This is a genomic window from Streptomyces sp. NPDC006687 (assembly GCF_040636215.1).
GTDB lineage: Bacteria > Actinomycetota > Actinomycetes > Streptomycetales > Streptomycetaceae > Streptomyces.
This window is the reverse complement of sequence record NZ_JBEYJJ010000036.1, coordinates 1-2,457: the sequence shown is the minus strand read 5'-3', so window position 1 is coordinate 2,457 and position 2,457 is coordinate 1. Positions and strand designations below refer to the sequence as shown.

General features: G+C 66.4%; 4 protein-coding genes. 2 read left to right on the top strand and 2 right to left on the bottom strand.

Annotated features, from left to right (window positions below; all coding sequences use genetic code 11):
* Positions 1 to 143 precede the first annotated feature (143 nt).
* Both ABZ716_RS24645 and ABZ716_RS24640 read right to left on the bottom strand, forming a co-directional pair.
* Positions 144 to 812, bottom strand: a complete 669-nt coding sequence (locus tag ABZ716_RS24645; protein ID WP_358814819.1) for a YdcF family protein — start codon at positions 810 to 812, stop codon at positions 144 to 146.
* A 16-nt stretch (positions 813 to 828) separates the two neighbouring features.
* Positions 829 to 1,926, bottom strand: coding sequence for a hypothetical protein (locus tag ABZ716_RS24640; protein ID WP_358961757.1), 1,098 nt, complete (start codon positions 1,924 to 1,926; stop codon positions 829 to 831).
* Between the two features lie 149 nt (positions 1,927 to 2,075).
* On the opposite strand from ABZ716_RS24640, the gene ABZ716_RS24635 reads away from it, so the two are divergent.
* Complete coding sequence (locus ABZ716_RS24635; protein WP_358961755.1) at positions 2,076 to 2,237, top strand: hypothetical protein; 162 nt, start codon at positions 2,076 to 2,078, stop codon at positions 2,235 to 2,237.
* Positions 2,230 to 2,457 (top strand): hypothetical protein (locus ABZ716_RS24630; RefSeq protein ID WP_358961752.1); only part of this gene is annotated, 228 nt, incomplete at its 3' end. The genes ABZ716_RS24635 and ABZ716_RS24630, both read left to right, overlap by 8 nt.

The window sequence follows — 2,457 nt, the reverse complement described above, 5'->3', positions numbered from 1 at the left end:
AGCCGTCTTGGGCTGCTGCCTGCAGGAAAAGCCGACGGCATCGTCATCCGGGGCCGGTGCGCGCCCCAGATCGCTACGCGCTCCTCTTTGCTTGGCGTCCGGCGACCGCCCGGTGCTGATGGCAGTGGGCGGGCAGTGTCTGATCAAGGGCCGATCAGACGACTGGTGAAGCCGTCGCGGATGAGGGATTCGTATGCGGCCTGCACGTCGTCTGGGACGTCCTGGGCGATGGCGAAGCCCTGCCCTGGATACTCGATCACTCTCTGGAGGTCACCGACAAGCATGTCGACCACGAGCTTCTCGTCGCCGATGCTCTTGATGTAATCGTCCAGCTCCAGCGGCTCGGAGGCGCAGATGATCTGGACGTCGGGCCACAGCTTGCGAGCGGTGGCAAAGGATCGCCGCTCCATGTAGGGCTTGGAGATCAGCATCACCGTCGTGGGGACGATGCCCACCGAGGCCAGCAGCTCGCGGCTGAAGGTGATGTTCTGGCCGGTGTTGGCGGCGTTCGGTTCGACCAGGATCGCTTCGTCGGGGACGCCGAGTTCGAGAGCATGCTCGCGGAAGTGCACGGCTTCGCCGCGGGGGAATCGCTTCCTCGTGGTCGGGCTGTTGCCGCCGGTGAACACCAGGGTCGGGAAGAGCCCACGGTGGTAGAGGTCGGCGGCTGCCTGGGCAACGCCGAGGTCGTGGCTGCCCAGGCCGATCGCCACGTCGGTGGGGCGCGGCTGGTGGCCCATGAGGTGGTAGTCCCAGAGCAGCTTGGTGTTGCGCCACTGAGCCTCGGTGATGGTCTGCTGGTTGTCGCCCACGCTGCTCTCTCCTTGGTCACCGACTGAAGGATCCGGATGGCCCCGTGCTCATGGCCTTGACGTTCTCGATGCTGGCCAGCTGATGCGACAGCCCGAAACGTGCGGCCATGGTCGCGGCATTGCCGAGGACGTGAAGCCCATCATCGCGGGTCGCGGGATCACTCAGCAGGATGTGTCCGTGGGCGGTGTCCAGACGGACCCGCTGCATGGGGGTGTCGGTGGTAGCGGTGCTGCGGGCGATCCCGATGTAGTGCAAGGCCGAGGACAGGTCGCCGGTACCACGGTGGGCCAGGGCGATCTTCTGGTGAGCCACCGACCAATCGTCCGGTTCGGTGAGGTCCTCGAAGTCTCGGGTCGCGGCCAGCATCACACGGGTGGCGTATTCGTGCTGCCCTTCCTTGCTCAACGCAGTACCCACCCAAAGCCGGGATCTGGCCCGGTCGCGGCGTGAAAGCCGGTCATCGACCGCGAGGTGTTCGTAGCTGCGGGCAGCAGCCTCCAGTTGCCCGGACATCTCCGCGACGACAGCGAGGGAAAGATCAAGCTGGGCGATCCGGCGTGGGATGTCGAGTTGAGTGAAAAGCGACCGGGCTGTGACGTAGGAGCGCTGCGCGGACAGGGGTCCGATCACGCTTCCCTGGTCCCGCTGGAGGTCACCGAGCAGGGTGGTCGAGCGGGCAAAGAGGTAAAGGCCCCTGTCGTCGAGCCGAAGAGAGCGGAAGCGGTTCGTCCACCGGCTGACCAGGCTTTCGGCGAAAGTGAAGTCCTGGCGGGACAGGGCGACGGCGGCCCGCTCCAGATCATCGGCCCACGATTCGTATTCCCACGCGAGCGGCCCCGAGGCCATTGCCCGTCCGCTCGGGACGCAGGGACGTCCCATCTCGGACAGGAACGTCTCGAAGCGGAGATGCGTGGCCGCGTCCGCACGGGCCAGTGCGGTATCCAGGATCGCCTGGGTGTCCGGGCGCGGCACAGTCGCCGCGAGCAGCGCCTCCCACTTGGAGATCGTCCGAATGCCGACGCCGAGATGGCCGGCGAATGCTCGCACGCTCAGTCGCAGCGCCAGCCGAAGAGCCCTGGCCTCCAACCCGGTCCAGTGGTGCACGGTCGCCACACGTCGCTCCCTTCCCGTCGCCATCGAAGCACGCCGGACCGACGCGGGGGGACGAAAGGGCAACGGAAGTGCAACACGGGGTCATTCCCGCACGGTGGGGATGAATCCAGGCTGATGGATGACACCACTTACCGCTTGAGGAGTGAGCCGTGAACGAACGCATCACGCACAGTTGCGTCTGCGAGGTGCTCAAGACCGCACATGTGCCCGTCGAAAGGGCGGCAGGCGAGCCCAGCAGCGACCTCCTGGACCGGGCCCAGGTCGGCTGGGAGCACTTCCTCAGCACGTTCCAGGCGGTGTCCGATGAGTGAGTGCTACGAGTACGTGCCGCACCGTCTCCTCCGTAGCCGGGTCCGGGACATCGCCTCGGGCGTCGAAGGCGTGCTGATGGCCGTGGTCAACGAGAACGTCTCCGACTCGGACTCCTATGAGCGCTGGATGGAGCTGGCCTACATCCGCAACGCGTCCGGCCGCGAGTTCACCACGGCCGTCGCCAACGTCCACCCCGCCTATGACCAGCCCCACAGCGCC